The following is a 19,155-nucleotide window of genomic DNA, read 5'->3' as shown; positions in this document are numbered from 1 at the left end:
ATTTTATTCGCGTCAATCATCCGCGAACACTATTTTCTTTGTTTTACCCTCTATTTCTCCTTAACCGAGCAGTATTGGGATAGATTTAGGTTTTCCTTCAGGATCGCGCATTAATGTCCATCGGCTTTCTACAACAATTTCTTTACCGGATTTTGTCACTTTAGATAACTCACCTTGCCACGAGCCACTCTCAATTACACTTTTTAGCGGTGCTTCCAGTTGGTGCTGGGTTCTTGGTGGGTACAAAATTTCCCGGAGGTCTTTTCCTATAACCTCTGTAGAGAGCCAACCGAACATCCGCTCTGCACCTTTATTCCAAACTAATATTTGAGATTGTAAATCTTTAACTAAGATGGCATCGGTGGTGATATCAAGGAGAGCGGCTTGTTCGGAAATTTTTTGTTCGGCCAGCTTGCGCTCAGTGACATCCCTAGTTGTGCCGATTATCCGAATCGGTTGACCGATTTCATTATAGTAAGCCTGACCTTTGCAGTTTAACCAGTGTAGGCTGCCGTCGGGCCAGATAATCCGATACTCTATAGATCCCTGTCCTTCCTCAATTATCTGAGCCATATTCGCAGCTACAGCTTTCTGGTCTTCTGGATGGATTAAATTGAGATAGTCTTCAACGCTTGGACACAAGGTGTTGATCGGCAGACCATAAAGTAGCCCCATATTGGCAGACCAAATAGTAGTATTAGCGATCAGGCTCCGATCCCAGATACCCATTTGGGCTGCTTCGGTAGCTAAACTCAATCGCGCTTCACTTTCTCGCAATGACTCTTCGGCCAATTTACGCTCGGTGATATCTTCGGCGATGCCACCATAAAACTGAACTTCTCTTTGGTCATCATAAACAGTAAAGCTCCGATCCCAAATCCAGCGCACCGATCCATCAGGTCGCAAAATTCGGTATTCTGCTGAAGCTGGCTCACCACTAAGTTGTTGCTTTGCTGCTTTGGTGGTTAGCTGGCGATCGTCTGGATGAACGTTGTCTATCCAGGACTCAGGTTGCTCTAATAAACTTTCGCAAGAGCGACCCCAAATTTTTTCATAGGCAGGACTAACGTACAAGGTTCGGAATGAACCTGGGCTGGCAATCCAGATAACTGCGTGGGTATTTTCGGCAAAAGTGCGAAATTTCTCCTCGCTTTGCTGTAGTGCGGCTTCGGCAAGTTGGCGTTGGTGTAACACGGCTTGCTGTTCAGTAATATCTCTGCCTACCCCTTGGATTTCAACAACTTCTCCTTTGTCATTATGAATTGCGATCGCATTCCATTGAAACCAACGAATACCTTTAACTGTAAAGATCAGTCGCTCAGAATTAGTCAAGGGTTGGGATGAAGATCCTAAAGCTGTGATATTATCCATCACTTGAGGTAAGTCATCTGGGTGAAAAAATTGCCAAAATGACTGACCATGATACTCATCTTGTTTCCAGCCAAAGGTTTTACAGGCAGCCATGTTAGCGAAGGTAATCTGCCCCTGTAAATCAATGCTGATAACTATGTCAATTTGACTTTCTACTAGTTGGCGATAGAGGTTTTCGCTTTGCCGTAATGCAAATTCTGCGCGTTGGCGAACGGTGATTTCTTGTTGCAACAAAACGTTGGACATGGCAAGTTCTGCTGTCCGTTCCGCTACTCGTTGTTCTAATTCATCGTAAGCTTGGCGCAGTGCTTCCTTTGTCTGTTGACGTTCGCTAATATCGCAGAGTAGCCAGCGCCAGCCAACAAGATTCCCTTCTGAATCGTACATGGCAGCAACTCTAATTCTAGCCGGAAAAGCTTTACCTTTGCGTGGTTTTAGGGAAATTTCCCACTCGTGTAACTGCTGCGAATTATTTAGTCGGGCGCTAAAAGCCTGACGGTCTTGATGAGCAATAAATAAAATTAATGGTTTGTTTCGCAAATATTTTTGCCGGACAGCCAGCATGGTTGCTGCCGCTCGATTAGCCTCTTGGATAATCCCTGCTGTATCAGTTACCAAATAACCATCTGGAGCAAATTCAAACAAATCCTGGTAACGTTGGCGCTCCAATTCTACTAGCTCACGGGCAACAGACAACTCTTCGTTTTGTTCGCGTAGTTCTTCTTCCACTACTTGGAGTTCTTCGAGAGCTAGCTGAAGTTCCTGATTAACTTGCATGATTTCAGCCGATTGTGCCTCAACCCATACTTTTAAGTGATTTTGAGTTTGGCTGCGGACTTGCTCTATCTCAATTGGCTGATTAACCCGCCTGAATTCATCTGTGGGTTTTTGTAAATATTCTTGCAAGCCTTCAACGACCCCAACCATTTTTACCAAGTCAAATGCTTGTAGCAGGCTAGTCTGGGTAATGATTCCTAGTAACTGTCCGCGATCGTCCAAAACGGGCAAATAGTCAGTCTGATGCTGACGCAATAATGATAAGGCAATAAAAATATCATTAGAATCTGATTGTCTAAGGGTAACTACTGGCTGCGTCATCACTTCAGCCATTGTCAGCGTGGATAAGTCTACTCCAGAAGCTATAAGTCTGATTACATCTTTTTCTGTAAAAATACCTAATAATCTTCTTGCCTCCAAAACGAAGATGCAACTAGTTAGTGGTTGAGTTCTAAAGCCTAAATCTAATGAATTTAAACCAATAGGTGCATAATTGCTAGCTATTTCTTGACTCATTAAGGCAATAGCTTCGACTACAAAACTATCAATGTTAATCGTTAAGGGAGAACGATTAATAACATTAGTTAAGCTAGGTATGTTAATCAGACGATCGTTGAATCGCATAGTTAATTCGTCAATTCTAATAATCTTTTTGATATCAGTACGAAATCATAGAAGCTATAGTAAGCAAATTGTTGAAAATCAAGAATTATTCTGCTGCAATTGCTAATCAATCAATTATTTGCCCTGTAAACCTTACAAGACCTAACACAAGCGACACGATACACAAGTTAGTAACTAAACCAGGAAGTAGATAGAATTTTAAAATTGCTAAACTTATTCTATTGTCAAATTAGAGATAGATGATCTGCTATCTCAAGAGATTACCCTAATTGATGGTCTTGGTAGTCTTATGAGTATGAAATCTTTGAAATTCATTGAAGAGTGTAAAGATTAAAACCTTGCTCCCGAACATTTGTACTTTTGGCTTTTATTGATAAGGCTCCAGCCACACTTTCAAGAGACAGAAGCCCTGAAGGAAAAGAGTTTGACATTTTTATTCAATCATAGCGAGTTGCAGGCCACCAGTCAGGCTGCTCTTAAGTCCCATGTTTATAGATAATTAGATAATTTCTCAATAGCCTAAAGTTATTACTTAAAAAGTATGTATAAATATTGCAAAAATATTAAGTATCTTAAATTTCTTCACAAGTTCCTCATTTTTTTAAACTATAGTCAAAATATAAACAAGTTGTTTTAAATATCTACGTGCTTGTCAACTGACATACTCTGATTTGCAATAACACTTTTATTAACAGGTTTGAGAACAATATGAATTACTGCCCTTGCTGTTCAAGCTTACTTTTAGAACATATACGCGGTGCAGATAGTTACTGGTTTTGTCGCCACTGCTGGCAAGAAATGCCAGTTTATAAACTGAACGAATCTAGTTTATTCACCGAAGCTGTCATAGGGAAAATACCTAGGAAGTCTCAAAAAGAAAAATGTAGAAATAATACTGTTTACGCAGGCCAATGGCAACCTATCAAAGAATGGATAGGGCTACAAGATTTATCTGCCTAATCTCAGCTTATTGAGATTGGTTTGGTATAATTTGACTCTAGATAATTTCGACAAGTAATTGTCATAAAATGTAAGGCTGTAGTTCAAGCATGAGGTATTAACTGACACGGCTAGAAATATCAAGTCTAAAAAAGCTTGGTTTTCGATTGTTATCTCATTTATCGCCTCTACATAGGAATGGCTAATAGATGCCTTACCAAAAAGGGGAAAAGAGGAAAGGGTAAGGAGGAAAGAAAGGAAAGGATAAAGAACTTTATTTCAAACCCCTGCTTTTAAGTTGCAAAAAAATTGTAGGTTAGGGAGCCACTGCGTTGCGCTCCGCTCCACCCAACCTACGTCTACCTCTAATACACTATTTTGCGTAGAGCGTCCACTACGTGCATTTCAAAAATCAAATACTAGTCCTATATCTTGTTTAAAACCCCCGACTGAATTCGAGGGTTTTAAATGCTGAAAAATGAATTTTTAATTTTGATTTTATCGGGATACTGCTAATGGGTTACTGCTTCTAGATACAGCCTGTATCATCTTCCCAAGATTCATGATTGAGTAGGTCGATAATTCTATCTCTGAGTAGAAATTCGTTTTTTTCTAACTCAAGTTCAAAATTAACCCAGTCACGATGAGGAATATATTTACATAGTGTATAAATCGGCTGCTGACGGTTAACAAGTCTCTTTTTAACAAGTTGAAGTGCTTCTTCCTTGATAACTTCGATGTCGTATTTAACCGTAGTGTTCATAGGTTGTTCCTTTATTTTCAATCAAGGAATTCAGAATCAAAACAATAATTTCTTTGACTCTACCTTAAACTTATCAAATAAATTGGCGAAAATTGTGAAGAATCAAGACATTAACTCTTGCTGGAAGTTAGATATCTCAGTAAGATACTCTTTGAGTTTCCCAGTATACCCTCTCAAGAGAGATGTTTGCAGAGTAGAAACGCTGACAGAAGAAGCTGTAAATATCAAATATAGATACTCTCTGGGCGACTTGCCAAAAGGTAGGTTAGGGTAAATAGCATTCTCTACAAAACTTATACTATGCTTTTGAATCTTGATAAAGTTCGTCAATATTTTCCTGCACTAGCTGGTGAATGGACTTTTTTTGATAATGCTGGCGGTTCACAAACTCTAAAAAAAGTAGTAGATAGAATTAGCGAATTTCTCCTAAGTTCTGATGTCCAGTTGGGAGCTTCTTATGCGGTTTCCCAACTTGCGGGAGAAAGGTTAGCTTTAGCGACTAGGGGAATGGCTACTTTAATTAATGCCAATTCTTCTAAAGAAGTAGTGATGGGCCCATCTACGACAATGATGTTGAAAGTTCTCTCAATTTGTCTGGGTCAAACCTTTACATCTGGCGATGAGATTATTGTTACTAATTGTGACCATGAAGCCAATATTGGTGCTTGGGTGGCTTTGGAAAAACAAGGAATTAAGGTCAAAGTGTGGCAAATTCGCCCAGATACCTTAGAATTTCATTTAGCAGATTTAGAAAAATTGATCAGTCAGCGCACCAAATTAGTAACATTGACTCATGCTTCTAATGTTCTGGGAACTATTAACCCGATTAAAGAAATTGCTACATTTGTACACGATCGCAACGCAATGATTTGTGTAGATGGTGTAGCTTATGCACCCCATAGATTGGTTGATGTACAAGATTTGGATGTTGATTTCTATGCTTTGAGTTGTTATAAAGTCTACGGGCCACACCATGCCTTACTTTATGGCAAAGAAGAACATTTATTAAGATTGCCCGGACTTAATCATTATTTTATTCAACAGACAGATATACCTTATAAATTTCAGTTAGGGAATGTCAATTTTGAATTAAGTTATGGAATGTTAGGCTTATGCGATTATTTAAGTGAATTAGCACAACTGCACTACGGCGATAAAACTGCACCTGATTTGAGAAGTCAGATGGTGCAAGCATTTGATTTAATTAGCATACATGAAGAAGAAATTAGCGATCGCCTCTTAAGCTACCTCAACAGCAAGCCTAATGTCCGAGTAATTGGCCAATCAAAGGCTGACCGAGAATTCCGTGTACCGACTATATCTTTTGTAGTAGATGGAATGAATAGCTCAACCATTCCGGCAAAAATTGACCAACATCATATTGGGATTCGCTACGGAGACTTTTACGCTAAACGGCTTATTGAATACTTGGGGTTAGCCTCACAAGGTGGAATAGTCCGGGTGAGTATGGTACATTACAACACCCTTGAGGAAGTTAACAGCTTGATTGAAGCTTTTGAGCAGTTATTTTAAGAATGGGAATTGGGCATTGGTCATTGGTGATTAATCAATAATTCTTCTTCCCCTGCCTCCCCTGCTCCCTTGCTTCTTCCCCATTCCCTATTACCCATTACTAAGCTGCAAAACTTGCACTTGTTCTTGTGGAGAAATTAATGTTTTACCCACTGGGAGAACAGCTAAAGCATTAGTTTGAGCCAAATTAATTAAATTTCCAGAACTGTGACTACCACCAGCTTTGTGAAATTCATAAAAACCATTAATTAAATGCAATTTACCCCAAAGGTAAGTTTCCCGCTTGCCATCAGATCGCAACTCATCATGCGATCGCACTTTCAAAAACCCTGGTTCCCAATCTTCAGTAATTCCCGAAAGTTTCTTGATTGCTGGTAGCACAAACCGCCAAAATGTCACCAGTACAGCCGCAGGGTTTCCTGGTAAACCAAAGTATAGGGCTGAGTGAGGAGAGACGCGATTAATCGCGTCTCTACTAGGGAAAGTGGCGACAGTAAGGGGTTTCCCTGGTCTCATTTCCACAGATCGAATGTGGATTTCTGCTTTTAGAGACTCTATAATTTTGTCAACATAGTCATAATCTCCCACTGAGACACCACCAGAAGAGAGAACTATATCAGCGATCGCCACGGCATGGGCAATAACTCTCTCCAGAACAACTGGATCATCTTTGACAATGCCTAACAGTATTGGTTCTGCGCCACTATCCTTTACCAAAGCTGCGATCGCATACTGATTAGAATCCACAATTTGCCCTGGTTGTAACGGTTGTTCAACATTCACCAACTCATCACCAGTGGAAAAAATTGCCACACGTGGACGGCGGTAAACATTTAATTGCGGACATTGTGCTGCCGCCAATACAGCTATTTCTGAGGCATTTAACTTAATTCCGGCTGGTAACAGTTGTGTTCCAGCTTGGTAAAAAGATGCTTTGTGTCTGACAAATTCTTGCGGTTTTGGTGCAGCCAGGATAAATACGCGGTTTTCCTCGCGGCGTGTCCTCTCTTGTATGACTACAGTATCCGCACCTGCTGGAATCACCGCACCTGTGAAAATCCGCGCGGCTTCCCCTGATTGAATCCTAGACTTGGGTTGATACCCAGCCGGAATATCTTCAACAATCTCTAAAACGGCTGGTTGTTCCGCGCTAGAGTGCTGCACATCTTCGTACCGAACTGCGTAACCATCCATTGCCGAATTATCCCAATGGGGAAAATCTAGTGGACTGGTGACAGGCATTGCCAAAATCCGGCTATCGGCTGTCAATAAATCTACAACTTCTGTATCCCGTTGACAATCCAACGGTTGTACTAAATTTAAAATAATTGCTTGTGCATCGCTGACTGATACCATAGCGATCGCCTCCGACTGTTTTCTTTATCTCTCTGACCAATTTTAGATTTTAGATACTTCGACTTCGCTCAGTACAAGTTTTGGATTTTGGATTGAATTTCTCTTTGAGGGTAAATCCTAAACTCCACACTACTAGTAAACCTATAATTATGCTTCCTTCGGGGACTTTGGATACCTGAACGGAATTGTTACTCAAATCTAATATTTGCTTTGTCCCTGCTGCATCTCTATTGTTAAAACCAAATTCTTTAGCTAGAACCTCATCGCTAAAACCTTGGTTTATAAGTGCGAGATTATTATTCAGCCATGTGTCGCCAGGAAGTTCATCATCCTTACCAACATCAAAGGGGCCAAAGATTTGCTCTTTGGTGTTATCAAAGTTAAATCTCAAAAAGCTGTAGTTAGACACACCATTAAGCACTGGTGTGAAACTATTTATGAGAGTACTAAATGGATCAAAGAAGGAAATTGAGAGAGACTGCAAGTTCTTCGTAGCTCCCAAACCTGTTTCCGAAATGATGCTGGAAGCAGTTGTTGTGTCGTAGTTAAATGAACCTTTAGCTGAATAACCAGTGTCTCCCTTCCAGTTAAAATTAAACTCAGCAGCATCAGCTAGATCGTGAGTGGTTATAGCGATCGCTAATACTAAAGCAGTAGTCGCCACCATCCCAATAGCTTTTTTAGCGAACAGATTTGTCATAGATACAACTTCCAAATAGGTTTTACAACAAAACAATACAATATTTTCCAAAAACAGACTCTTGTGGAATGGGCAACATGAATGCCCTAATTATCGAAATTTTCTGTGTAAGGGTTTAAAGGCCAAACCCAAGTCATCACCTTAATATAAAAAGCAGCAGCAATCATTATTCTCCAACCCCTAAATAAAAATACTTATTTTGTATGACTATCGAACGACTTCCCCAAAAACACTATCCCAAGGCTGAAATTGGGCGGCGAGGTATGGCATTAGGGCTTGATTTCCTTGGTGTCTGGTTAGTCAGTTCCCTACTTGGAGGTGGCGATATTGGGATTCAATTTGTGCAAATCCTAGTTTTTGTCATATTTTGGCTGATTTTGCGGGTGCTAGTGGTATACAACAATCAAGGGCAAAGTTTAGGGCGTTGGGCGTTCGATTTAAAGGTGTTGGAAGTCGAAGATGGGGAAGTTGTGGGCAGAATTCCAGATTTGCTCTCGCTGGTGAAGCGAGAATCGATCATCGGCTTGGGTGCGCTTTTGGTGTCAATTGCCCTAAGCAATATTAGAGCCAATCCCACTGCTATACTGCTAGTACTTCCCCTAGCAATTGATTGTGCGACTGCCTTCTCTGATACCCAGATGCGGCAGGCTTTACACGATCGCTATTGTGGAACTTTCATTGTTTCGTCGCGTCGTGGCTACTCACTTGATATAAAAGTTAAAAGATTAGTTGAAAATATGCGGCGGAATGTGAGAAGATAGTCATTTGTGTTAATTCTCTTCAGGCTTCACTGTTTGTAAGATTATGGCTAAGAGTAAAGGTGCCCGCATTATTGTGACACTAGAGTGTACTGAGTGTCGGACAAATTCAGATAAGCGTTCTGCTGGTGTTTCACGTTATACCAGTACCAAGAATCGCCGCAACACCACTAACAGGCTAGAACTGAAAAAGTTCTGCACCCACTGCAACAAACATACCGTTCACAAGGAAATTAAGTAGAGATGAGTTATTTCCGTCGTCGTCTTTCTCCGATCAAGCCAGGAGAACCAATCGATTATAAAGATGTTGATTTATTGCGTAAGTTTGTCACCGAGCGGGGTAAAATACTGCCACGGCGGATTACTGGGCTTACGTCTCAGCAACAGCGAGAGTTGACATTAGCAATTAAACGTTCGCGGATTGTGGCCTTGTTGCCATTTATCAATGCGGAAGGCTAAAACAATTTTGGATTTGGAATTTTAGATTTTGGATTATTAAAGAGAATGTCCAAAATCTGAAATCTGAATCAGAGAGTGTAAAATAGATTGCTGCATGAAAAACGGTGGATCTAGGATTTAACACCAGTTATAAAATCCAAAATCTAAAATCTAAAATCTAAAATTATTAGAGCGCGAGAGTTGTGGAGAAGGGCACGCTAGTTGAATTTAGGGTTCAAGGCGATCGCCGTCTGGGGATCGTAGAACGTCCAGACGGTAAAACCCGCTGGTTTGTGGTAGACGAACGTGGTCAATCCCACAGTCTCGCGCCTAGACAAATAACTTATACAATTACCGGACAAACTTACAAGCCCTCTGAGATCGCGAGCTTTTTAGAGCAAGTCAACCCTTATTTAGACCCATCTAGCTTAGAGGTAGCTTGGGAAATACTGGTTGAAGATGGGGAAACAATCACCCCAGAGCTGATGGCGAATCTTTTATTTTCGGAATCAGCCGCACCTCATTGTTACGCCGCCTATTGCTTGTTATCAGACGACAAACTTTATTTCAAGCAAAAAGGAGACGCTTACGAGCCGCGAACTGCTGCTCAGGTGGCAGAACGTAAGCACCAGATGGAAGTAGAGGCATTAAAAGCTAAAGGACAGCAGGAATTTTTAACTCGTGTTGAGCAGGCGCTCAAAGGCGAAGCAGTAGAATGGCAGCGCCACGATCGCCAGCGTCTAGAAGGACTAGAAAAATACGCAGCCTTACTTGCTGACACAGTGCGGACGGGAGTTAATTATGATTCATTAGCTCGCGCTTACCCGCCAAGCGCTCCAGTATTAGAAACGATGACTATGCTGGGACGACCCACAACGCCCCAAGGGGCTTTTCAACTATTAGTAGATTTGGGTTGCTGGAGTCCTTATGAAAACTTGTTCCTGCGTCGTTCTTCAATTCCGATTCAATTTCCTAATAAGGTGTTAGAAGTGGCGCAACAGCGTTTGGATTTCCCGCCGATTGACTCAGATACAAACCGCCTTGATCTGACTCACCTGAAGGTTTACACCATTGATGATGAAACTACCACAGAGATCGACGATGGTCTAAGTTGGGAAATTCTGCCCGATGGACGGGAGCGCCTGTGGGTGCATATCGCCGATCCCACTAGATGGTTAGTGCCGGAAGATGAATTAGATTTGGAAGCCAGAAAGCGGGGCAGCACAGTCTACTTACCTACGGGGATGATTCCTATGTTCCCAGAGGTATTGGCAACTGGGCCAATGAGTCTGATCCAGGGACGGGTTTGTTGCGCCCTCAGCTTCGGAATTATTTTAGGTACAACTGGGGGAGTAGAAGATTACAGCATTCATACCAGTTCCATTAAGCCGACTTATCGCCTTACCTACGAAGATGTAGATGAAATGTTGCAATTACGGGTACAGGCAGAACCAGAAATTGCTGCGATCGCAAGTTGGGCACAGAAGCGCAAAACTTGGCGTTACGCTCAAGGGGCAATTAGCATCACAATGCCCGAAGCGATGATCAAAGTCAAAGGTGACGAGATAAATATTGATATTTTGGACGATTCCCCATCGCGGCAAGTAGTCGCAGAAATGATGATTGTTGCCGGTGAAGTTGCGGCTCGTTATGGTAAAGCTCATAACATACCTTTACCCTTTCGCGGTCAGCCCCAACCGGAATTACCCCCAGAAGAAGAATTACTGCTACTTCCAGCCGGATTCGTTCGCGCTTGCGCCATGCGTCGTTGTATGCCCAAGAGTGAAATGAGCATTACGCCTCTGCGCCATGCTGGTTTAGGTTTGGATACCTACACGCAAGCAACCTCTCCCATCCGCCGCTACAGTGATTTGCTTACCCACTTCCAGCTGAAAGCCCATTTGCGCGGTGAAGTTCTGCCATTTTCCGCAGATCAACTTAAAGAAGTGATGATGAATGTCACCAGTATCACCCAAGAGGTGACGATGGTAGAACGGCAAACGAATAGATATTATGCTCTAGAGTATTTACGCCGTCATCCAGAGGAAACTTGGGATGTAACTGTATTGATGTGGCTGCGAGAAGACAGCAACTTGGCCCTAATTTTGATCGAAGATTTGGGTTTGCAGTTACCAATGGTTTTCAAACGTTCTGTTAACTTAGGCGAACAGATAGTGGTGAAAGTTAGCCATGCCGATCCGCAAAAAGATATGATTCAATTTCAAGAAATAATTTATCAAGAAGCCCAAACAGCAGCGAATTAAGTAATTCGTAATTCGTAATTATTTGGTGAAACACTCGCGCGTAATTGTCTTTCTTGCTGATCTTGAATTAGTTGGGGATGACGTTTGCGATCGCTGCGAAAAGCTCGGAAAAGCCAAGGCGTATGGAATTGCCGATAGCACACTGCTTGAATGGGGCTAAACAGGCAAAGTCCGTCTCCAACGACTAAGGGAAAATTCAAAGTTTTAAACCCGCCATCGTGGGTTTTGATTGTGTTGACGTGGTTTATAACGGACTATTCAACTTAATTTCCATTACGACAATTTTATTAGTATAATAATGGATCGTGTCGAATTAAAGCTATACCATGCCTAAACTCAAGACTCGTAAAGCCGCAGCGAAGCGATTCCGTGCCACCGGCACCGGTAAAATCGTCCGTCGGAAAGCTGGCAAAAGCCACCTTTTAGAACACAAATCTTCCGACAAAAAACGTAGCATGTCCAAGACCACACTTGTACATGAACGTGATGAACTCAACGTGCGCTTAATGCTCCCATATTTGTAAGTCCTTCAGGAAATAAGTTATGACACGGGTAAAACGCGGTAATGTAGCTCGGAAGCGCCGCAATAAAATTCTCAAACTAGCTAAAGGTTTTCGCGGTTCTCACTCAACTCTGTTTAGAACTGCCAACCAACAAGTAATGAAGGCACTACGTAGTGCCTACCGCGATCGCAAAAAGAAAAAGCGCGATTTTCGCCGCCTCTGGATTACCCGCATCAACGCTGCTTCAAGACAACACGGCTTGAGCTATAGCCAGTTGATCGGTAACTTGAAAAAAGCTGATATCCAACTAAATCGCAAGATGTTGGCACAATTAGCAGTTCTCGATCCAGCTAGCTTTGGCAAAGTTGCGGAACTAGCAAGTCAAGCTAAAGGATAAAGGTGGCAAAGGATGTATAACAGATGTAACAGATGGCAAGTAATTACTCGGTTACATCTGGTATTATCCGCCACGATCTTTTGGATATCTTGCTTTTCCATAGTGGGGACAGGATTCACTGCATCTGCCGCCGAAATGCCAGAAATTCAGCAGCGCGGCTATCTAACTGTTGCTGTTAAAGACAACTTGCGTCCCTTGGGATTTAGAGATGCCAATGGTAATTTGCAAGGTTTAGAAATTGACTTGGCACAGCGATTAGCACTTGACTTGGTTGGGAAAGCAGATGCTGTCAAATTGCAACCTGTAGCGAATCGCGATCGCCTGTCTGTTGTCCTGGACAAGAAAGTTGATTTTGCGATCGCTAGGGTGACAGCAACCGAGTCACGCAGCCGTATAGTTAGTTTCAGTGTTCCCTACTATTTGGATGGCACTGTATTAGTTACAAAAGATCCCTCTGTGAATAAGTTGAGTGATTTGGCAAAACAAAAAATTGCCGTACTTAACAACTCCAGCACTATTGCTCAAGTACGGTTCTATCTGCCAAACGCTGAGTTGGTAGGAGTAAATTCATATCACGAAGCCCGAGAGAAAATAGAAAGTCATACCGCCGTAGCCTTTGCCGCAGATGCTACCGTTCTGAGCGGTTGGGTGCAACAATATCCTCAATATCGGCTACTGCCAACTAAGTTATCAACTGAACCCTTGTCTGTAGTTATGCCCAAGGGCTTGCAGTACGATAAATTAAGACGAAATGTGAATCAAGCGATCGCTCGTTACTTAGAACAAGGTTGGCTCCAGCAACGCTCTCAATATTGGGGTTTACCGTAAATTGGTCATTAGTCATTAGTCACTGGTCATTAGTGAATAACAAATGACAAAGGACAAATCACAAATGACAAATCACAAATAACAAACTTTATAATATTTGTATTTACAGCAATGGATAACAGTCTAGCCGTTGTTTATCTCTCAATTTTGGTGGTTATACTCACAATTGCAGCCGTGAGTGTTTTTCGCCAGATTTTCAAAACTCGCAAGATTGAAGGCTCCTTTGCAAAATTGCGAAAGAAGTTAGAGAAAGAAAAGGGCACAACTCAAGAATATTATGAGTTAGCCAGTATTTATTCAGACAAAAAACTGTTTTCCCAAGCGATCGTGCTGTTTCAAAAAGCTTTGAAAGCTGCCGAAGAAGAGGGAGAAGAAGATATCGCTCCCATTTACAACGGGCTGGGTTATATTTATTTTACCCAAGAGCAATATGACCTCGCAATTCGTCAGTATAAAGAAGCCCTTAAATCTAAACCAGACTACGTAACAGGGTTTAATAATCTTGCTCACGCTTATGAGAAGAAAAAGTTAACTACTCAGGCGTTACAAAGCTACGAAGAAGCACTAAAGCTCGATCCAAATAACCCTATTGCTAAACGCCGTGCTGAATCTTTACGCCGTTTGGTTTCTGCGTAAATGAGAGAATGCAATACGGTTCGATTAAGGCAAGACGCGATAAATCGCCGTTTCTACAAAGGACTGATTATTGTAAAGACGGCGATTTATCGCGTCTTTGTGATCTAGGGCGTGTCATCAAAAAACCTTATCCGAACTGTATTTTAAGAAAATGGGGTATGAGGCATGGAAAAAGTTTATTAGTCTCCAATTACCCTAACCGCTAACAAATTAATTTGGCTTTAGCTTCTTAATTTATCGGGTTTCAAGCTTCGGCTTAGAAATAGATAACTATACGTCTTTTGTAAGAATGTGAAAGATGATTAAGCGGCTAAGGCATTTTTTGTGGCTAGCTATTGCCATAATTGTTTTTATTTCTCTCTCATTTGGATTAATGGGAATATTGACGGCTCAACAGCCTGCGATTTCTCATCCTCTCGCTTCGCTAACAGAGGCAGAAATTAATACAGCTGTTTCGGTCATTCAAAGAGAAAAAACTTTGAGCGAAATGGCAGCTTTTCCACTGATTGCTTTACAAGAACCAGATAAAGAAGAAGTTCTAAAATTTATACCTGGTAAAGCTTTCGCAAGAAAAGCTTTTTTAGTAATTTATGAGCGATCGCAAAACAAAACTTATGAGGGAATTGTTGATTTAACAAGCAAAAGCTTAAGTTCCTGGAAAGAAATCCCCTCTGTTCAGCCTGCGATCGTCGCTTCAGAATATGAACTGGCAACTCAAGCTTTTAAATCAGATCCTCGATGGCAAGCAGCGATGCGAAAGCGGGGAATTACAGACTTCAACCAAGTCAAAATCAGTTGTTGGTCTCCAGGAATCCTGAGTAAACAGGAAGAAGCAGCAGGAAACCGTCTTTGTCGGGGTTTATTCTACTACAAGGGCGAAAGCGAACGCTGGAATTATTACGGTAGTCCAATTGAAGGAATATTGGGAACCGTCAATTTGAACACAGGTAAAATTTCTAGTTTAGTGGATAGGGGGATAGTTCCTTTTTCTAAGGAAAACTGGAACTACGATGTCAAGTCCTTGGGTAAATTACTTTCACCACTTAAAGCATTAAAGATTCTGCAACCAAATGGTGCAAGTTTCCGGCTCAATGGCAATGAAATTAGCTGGCAAGGTTGGAAGTTCCGCTATGTAATGCATCCCCGTAGCGGATTGGTGCTGTACCAAGTGACACACAACGACGGCAAAAATATCCGACCAGTTTTATACCGCGCTAGCTTATCAGAGACGGTAGTGCCTTACGGCGATCCAAATCCCACTTGGTCATTCAGAAATGCCTTTGATGTTGGGGAATACAATTTTGGTTCCCTAGCAACCACGATGGAATTAGGTAAGGAAATTCCTGAAAACGGTCTTTTAGTCGATGCTGTGTTTGCTAATGGCGATGGAGAACCTTATGTCATGCCAGGAGTTATCGGCATATACGAGCGAAATAACGGTATGCTGTGGAAGCATTATGAGTATGGCACTCAGCGTAATGATGTTCGTCGTAGTCGAGAATTAGTCATGACGATGACTGCGGCCATTGACAACTATGATTACAGCATTAATTGGATCTTTCACCAGGATGGGACTTTGGAAGTCCAAAATGAGTTAACAGGTATCGTACTGGCGCAGGGAACGGCTGCTCAAAAGCAATCTGAGGATGATTCCTATGGTCGGCTAATCGCTAAGAATATCTTTGGAGTAAATCACCAACATTTTTTCAATTACCGCCTGGATTTCGATGTAGATGGTCAGGCTAATTCTGTGATGGAAATGAACGTGAAAGCTTTGCCAATGGATGAGAAAAATCCATTAGGAAATGCGATCGCAATTACAGAAACCCCACTCACAAAAGAAACGGCTGCTGTGCGCGATTTGGATCTGAAAAGCAGTCGGGAATGGATGATTGTTAGTGCCGATAAGAAAAATTCGCTAGGGGCTGCACCTGGATATATGCTGATGCCTGGTGGAAACTCCATGTTTTTCCCAGTGGAAGGCTCAAAAATCCGTCAACGGGCAGAATTTGCGACTCATCACGTCTGGGTAACAAAATATAAACCTGCTGAACTCTATGCTGGGGGCGATTATCCCAACCAGACTCAACCAGGACAAGGTTTACCAAAATATATTGCAGATGATGAACCCTTGATGGGTGAAGATATCGTGCTGTGGTACACAATGGGCGTAACTCATATTCCGCGATCGGAAGATTGGCCTGTGATGCCTGTTCACCAAGTTGGCTTTAAGCTAGTCCCTAGAGGATTCTTTAGCCGGAATCCAGCGATAAATTTACCTGAGTAAAATATTTGTTGGCTCAAGTTTCCTTCCTTCAGGTTTTTTGTCATGTCTAAAGGCGGTAACTTGAATGCTGATAAACTTATATAGGTCAAATACTGGCACTTGTTAAATAGGATATCTAATGAACTTTCCAGAAATTAATATTCCCGGTAATGGCAAGCTGCACGCTCGTTTAATTACTTCCTTGGGTGAAATTGTAGTTCGTTTGGAAGAAGAGCGAACCCCCAACACCGTCAAAAATTTTGTCGGTTTAGCAACCGGAACAATCGACTGGAAAGACCCTAAAACTGGTGAATCTGGTAAGGGAACTCCAGCTTACGATGGGGTTCGCTTTCACCGGGTCATCCCTGATTTTATGATTCAGTGTGGCGATCCCCTGAGTCGTTATCAGGATATGGCTAACCGATGGGGTACTGGTGGCCCAGGATATCAATTTGAGGATGAGTTTCATCCTGAATTGAGACACACTGGTGCAGGTATCCTGTCGATGGCTAATGCCGGACGCGGTACAAATGGTTCGCAATGGTTCATTACAGAAGCACCAACGCCTCATCTTGACAACAAACACAGTGTTTTTGGTGAAGTTGTCCAAGGTCTAGATATAGTCAACAAGATCGCTAATGTGCCCACGACTAGAGATCGTCCGAATCAAGAAGTGGTGTTACAAAAAGTAGAAATTTTTCGGCAGTAATTAACACCTCTCTAGTACCGCAAGGCGGAAGTCAAAAGTCAAAAGAATTGTATTCCAAGCTTTTACGCCATTTGAAATGGTATGTTTATTTCCGCCATGTTGTACTAGTGTTATTCCCCTCTTTTTTCCTTGTTTAAGGAAGGTTAGGGGGGATATTGATACTACAACCTGATTCTTTACAAACATCCTCTCAGAGGATATTTGTATTTTTTGAGAAGTTGTACATAAATTTTATAAATTTATTGGTGATAGTTAATACTATCTCTTTGTCACGCTGCGTAATACCCTTTTAACTTCTTTCCTTCTTTCTTTCTTTCTTTCTTTCTTTCTTTCTTTCTTTCTTTCTTTGTGCCCTTTGCGTCCTTTGCGGTTCGTTCTTCTTTCTTGTACTTAAATCTGATATAGCGCATCTTCATACAGAATTGGTATAATATACCGCCCCACATTGAAAACAAATTTGCCGAAAAATTAAGATTTATTTTAAAAAAGCAACAGTAATATTGTTAAATTCAGAAGCTAGATTCCAATGAGGAACAAGGTTTGAGCGATGCCTAAACCTACACAGCGCAGCTAAAATCCTTACAAGTCTTCACTTCATCAGGGATACAACTTTTGAGACAATCAGAAACGATTTAATAATAATCAAGCACTTATAGTCCACTCTTATCGGACTCCGTGTTATTTCTGTTGAAAAGGGAGAACACAAACATGAAATTGGCTTACTGGATGTATGCAGGCCCAGCCCACATTGGCACTCTGCGAATCGCTAGCTCTTTTAAAAATGTCCATGCGATCATGCACGCCCCCATTGGCGATGACTACTTTAACGTCATGCGCTCAATGCTATCGCGGGAGAGGGATTTCACTCCAGTGACAACCAGTGTTGTTGACCGCAACGTTTTGGCGCGTGGTTCCCAAGAGAAAGTGGTAGATAACATCGTCCGCAAAGATGCGGAGGAACACCCCGATCTGATTGTGTTAACTCCCACTTGCACCTCTAGCATTTTGCAAGAAGACCTGCACAACTTTGTGGAACGGGCGCAGTTGGAAGCGAAAGGAGACGTAATGCTGGCGGATGTGAACCACTACCGCTACAACGAACTCCAAGCCGCCGATCGCACTCTGGATCAAATCGTCCAATACTACATTGAAAAAGCCCGGAAGCGGGGCGAGTTGGCTGAGGGCAAAACAGCAAAACCCTCGGTTAATATTATCGGTACTACTACCCTCGGTTTCCACAATAATCACGACTGCACCGAACTGAAACGGTTGATGGCTGACTTGGAAATTGAGGTAAATACCTTGATTCCTGAAGGCGCTTCGGTGAATGATTTGAAGAAGATGTCCCAAGCCTGGTTTAACCTAGTACCTTACCGTGAACTCGGTTTAACCACCGCTCGTTACCTGGAAGAACAATTTGGCACACCTTATATAGACATTACTCCAATGGGCGTAGTGGAAACTGCCCGTTGTATTCGCAAGATTCAGCAGGTAATTAACGCTCAAGGTGCAGAAGTTGACTACGAAAACTTCATCAATGAGCAAACCTTGCATGTATCTCAGGCTGCTTGGTTTTCCCGTTCCATTGACTGTCAAAACTTGACTGGCAAAAAAGCTGTAGTTTTTGGCGACAATACCCACGCCGCCGCCATTACCAAAATTCTGGCGCGAGAAATGGGGATTCATGTTGTTTGGGCTGGAACCTACTGCAAATATGATGCAGACTGGTTCCGCGAACAGGTGAGCGAGTATTGCGATGAAGTGCTAATTTCTGAAGATCATGGTGAAATTGGGGATGCGATCGCTCGTGTCGAACCCTCTGCCATTTTCGGCACCCAAATGGAACGCCACGTTGGTAAGCGTTTGGATATTCCCTGCGGCGTAATTGCTGCACCAATCCACGTCCAAAACTTCCCCATTGGTTACAAACCATTTATGGGTTACGAAGGCACGAATCAAATTACAGATTTGATCTACAATTCCTTCACTTTAGGAATGGAAGATCACCTATTAGAAATCTTCGGTGGTCACGATACCAAAGAAGTAATTACTAGAGGAATTTCTGCTGATTCTGATTTGAATTGGACAAAAGATGGTCAAGCAGAATTGAATAAGATTCCGGGATTTGTTCGCGGTAAAGTGAAGCGTAATACTGAGAAATTTGCCCGCGATCGCGGTTTCAAAGAAATCAATGCTGAGGTATTATATGCCGCGAAGGAAGCTGTCGGAGCGTAGTTTTGGAATTAGCAATTAATTAAATTAAAGGGTGTCCTATTTGGATGCCCTTTTTACT

General features: G+C 42.0%; 18 protein-coding genes. 13 read left to right on the top strand and 5 right to left on the bottom strand.

Translation table 11 applies throughout. The annotated features are described in order from the left end of the window. Nucleotides 1-60: 60 nt before the first annotated feature. Nucleotides 61-2,772 carry a PAS domain S-box protein gene (locus GNF10_RS12695; protein WP_260446299.1) on the bottom strand — a complete coding sequence of 904 codons (2,712 nt, stop codon included), beginning with the start codon at nucleotides 2,770-2,772 and terminating at the stop codon, nucleotides 61-63. 708 nt (nucleotides 2,773-3,480) lie between these two features. Here GNF10_RS12695 and GNF10_RS12690 point away from each other — a divergent pair. Next, nucleotides 3,481-3,732, top strand: a complete 252-nt coding sequence (locus GNF10_RS12690; RefSeq protein ID WP_185591960.1) for a hypothetical protein — start codon at nucleotides 3,481-3,483, stop codon at nucleotides 3,730-3,732. 508 nt (nucleotides 3,733-4,240) lie between these two features. On the opposite strand, the gene GNF10_RS12685 is transcribed toward GNF10_RS12690, so the two are convergent. Then, on the bottom strand, nucleotides 4,241-4,474 hold the full coding sequence (locus GNF10_RS12685; protein WP_185585509.1) for a DUF4327 family protein: 234 nt from the start codon (nucleotides 4,472-4,474) through the stop codon (nucleotides 4,241-4,243). Nucleotides 4,475-4,774: 300 nt separating this feature from the next. On the opposite strand from GNF10_RS12685, the gene GNF10_RS12680 reads away from it, so the two are divergent. Beyond that, a complete protein-coding gene (locus tag GNF10_RS12680) occupies nucleotides 4,775-6,007 on the top strand; it encodes a cysteine desulfurase-like protein (protein ID WP_185585510.1) in 1,233 nt (410 codons plus the stop codon). 90 nt (nucleotides 6,008-6,097) lie between these two features. Here the strand turns inward: GNF10_RS12680 and glp are convergent, their stop codons facing one another. Both glp and GNF10_RS12670 read right to left on the bottom strand, forming a co-directional pair. Further along, complete coding sequence (gene glp / locus GNF10_RS12675) at nucleotides 6,098-7,363, bottom strand: gephyrin-like molybdotransferase Glp (protein WP_185585511.1); 1,266 nt, start codon at nucleotides 7,361-7,363, stop codon at nucleotides 6,098-6,100. Nucleotides 7,364-7,412: 49 nt separating this feature from the next. Continuing rightward, nucleotides 7,413-8,063 (bottom strand): PEP-CTERM sorting domain-containing protein, encoded by a 651-nt coding sequence (locus GNF10_RS12670; protein ID WP_185585512.1) that lies wholly within the window; start codon nucleotides 8,061-8,063, stop codon nucleotides 7,413-7,415. A 203-nt stretch (nucleotides 8,064-8,266) separates the two neighbouring features. On the opposite strand from GNF10_RS12670, the gene GNF10_RS12665 reads away from it, so the two are divergent. From GNF10_RS12665 to GNF10_RS12650, 4 genes are all read left to right on the top strand, one after another. Next, complete coding sequence (locus GNF10_RS12665; RefSeq protein WP_185585513.1) at nucleotides 8,267-8,824, top strand: RDD family protein; 558 nt, start codon at nucleotides 8,267-8,269, stop codon at nucleotides 8,822-8,824. A 43-nt stretch (nucleotides 8,825-8,867) separates the two neighbouring features. Then, entirely contained in the window at nucleotides 8,868-9,062 is a 195-nt protein-coding gene (gene rpmG, locus GNF10_RS12660; RefSeq protein WP_094333178.1) for a 50S ribosomal protein L33, read from the top strand. A gap of 2 nt (nucleotides 9,063-9,064) precedes the next feature. Continuing rightward, nucleotides 9,065-9,280: a 30S ribosomal protein S18 gene (rpsR, locus tag GNF10_RS12655; protein ID WP_012411240.1), complete on the top strand. Its 216-nt coding sequence runs from the start codon at nucleotides 9,065-9,067 to the stop codon at nucleotides 9,278-9,280. 182 nt (nucleotides 9,281-9,462) lie between these two features. After that, nucleotides 9,463-11,523: a ribonuclease catalytic domain-containing protein gene (locus GNF10_RS12650; RefSeq protein ID WP_185585514.1), complete on the top strand. Its 2,061-nt coding sequence runs from the start codon at nucleotides 9,463-9,465 to the stop codon at nucleotides 11,521-11,523. Here the strand turns inward: GNF10_RS12650 and GNF10_RS12645 are convergent. Next, nucleotides 11,520-11,723, bottom strand: a complete 204-nt coding sequence (locus GNF10_RS12645) for a hypothetical protein (protein ID WP_185585515.1) — start codon at nucleotides 11,721-11,723, stop codon at nucleotides 11,520-11,522. The two genes, GNF10_RS12650 and GNF10_RS12645, sit on opposite strands and share 4 nt — an antisense overlap. 126 nt (nucleotides 11,724-11,849) lie before the next feature. Between GNF10_RS12645 and rpmI the strand changes: the two genes are divergently transcribed. From rpmI to bchB, 7 genes are all read left to right on the top strand, one after another. Continuing rightward, a complete protein-coding gene (rpmI, locus tag GNF10_RS12640; protein ID WP_012411238.1) occupies nucleotides 11,850-12,047 on the top strand; it encodes a 50S ribosomal protein L35 in 198 nt (65 codons plus the stop codon). Between the two features lie 19 nt (nucleotides 12,048-12,066). Further along, nucleotides 12,067-12,423 (top strand): 50S ribosomal protein L20, encoded by a 357-nt coding sequence (rplT, locus tag GNF10_RS12635; protein WP_010997578.1) that lies wholly within the window; start codon nucleotides 12,067-12,069, stop codon nucleotides 12,421-12,423. A gap of 12 nt (nucleotides 12,424-12,435) precedes the next feature. Further along, nucleotides 12,436-13,251, top strand: coding sequence for a transporter substrate-binding domain-containing protein (locus GNF10_RS12630; protein ID WP_185585516.1), 816 nt, complete (start codon nucleotides 12,436-12,438; stop codon nucleotides 13,249-13,251). Nucleotides 13,252-13,362: 111 nt separating this feature from the next. Beyond that, the gene (locus GNF10_RS12625; RefSeq protein ID WP_185585517.1) at nucleotides 13,363-13,887 is read left to right on the top strand and encodes a tetratricopeptide repeat protein; all 525 of its coding nucleotides are present in this window, start codon (nucleotides 13,363-13,365) and stop codon (nucleotides 13,885-13,887) included. Nucleotides 13,888-14,185: 298 nt separating this feature from the next. Next, complete coding sequence (locus tag GNF10_RS12620) at nucleotides 14,186-16,174, top strand: primary-amine oxidase (protein ID WP_185585518.1); 1,989 nt, start codon at nucleotides 14,186-14,188, stop codon at nucleotides 16,172-16,174. A gap of 118 nt (nucleotides 16,175-16,292) precedes the next feature. Beyond that, on the top strand, nucleotides 16,293-16,862 hold the full coding sequence (locus GNF10_RS12615) for a peptidylprolyl isomerase (protein ID WP_185585519.1): 570 nt from the start codon (nucleotides 16,293-16,295) through the stop codon (nucleotides 16,860-16,862). A 708-nt stretch (nucleotides 16,863-17,570) separates the two neighbouring features. Beyond that, nucleotides 17,571-19,097, top strand: coding sequence for a ferredoxin:protochlorophyllide reductase (ATP-dependent) subunit B (bchB, locus tag GNF10_RS12610; RefSeq protein ID WP_185585520.1), 1,527 nt, complete (start codon nucleotides 17,571-17,573; stop codon nucleotides 19,095-19,097). Nucleotides 19,098-19,155: the final 58 nt, after the last annotated feature.

This window comes from Nostoc sp. UCD121, from assembly GCF_014222285.1.
GTDB lineage: Bacteria > Cyanobacteriota > Cyanobacteriia > Cyanobacteriales > Nostocaceae > Nostoc.
This window is presented reverse-complemented; position numbering and strand designations above follow the sequence as displayed.